Here is a 235-nt window from a genome sequence, read left to right on the forward strand (position 1 = left end):
GAGTTTAATGGCGCAAAACGCTGGTTGCCGGCGCCGCCGCCACCACGACCATCGGACAGGCGATAAGAACCAGCAGAGTGCCAGGCAACACGGGCAAACAAGCCGACGTAGCTGCCCCAGTCGGCGGGCCACCAGGGTTGGCTGTCGGTCATCAGTGTGCGCAAGTCGTTTTTCAGGGCATCAACGTCCAGTTGCTTGACCGCTTCGGCGTAATCGAAGTCGTCACCCAGTGGAT

At 60.4% G+C, this 235-nt stretch carries 1 pseudogene; it reads right to left on the reverse strand.

Annotated features, from left to right (window positions below):
- Positions 1-235: pseudogene (locus Q4563_RS22690) on the reverse strand (catalase-peroxidase); the annotation flags it as partial.

Source organism: Gilvimarinus sp. 1_MG-2023 (assembly GCF_030548285.1).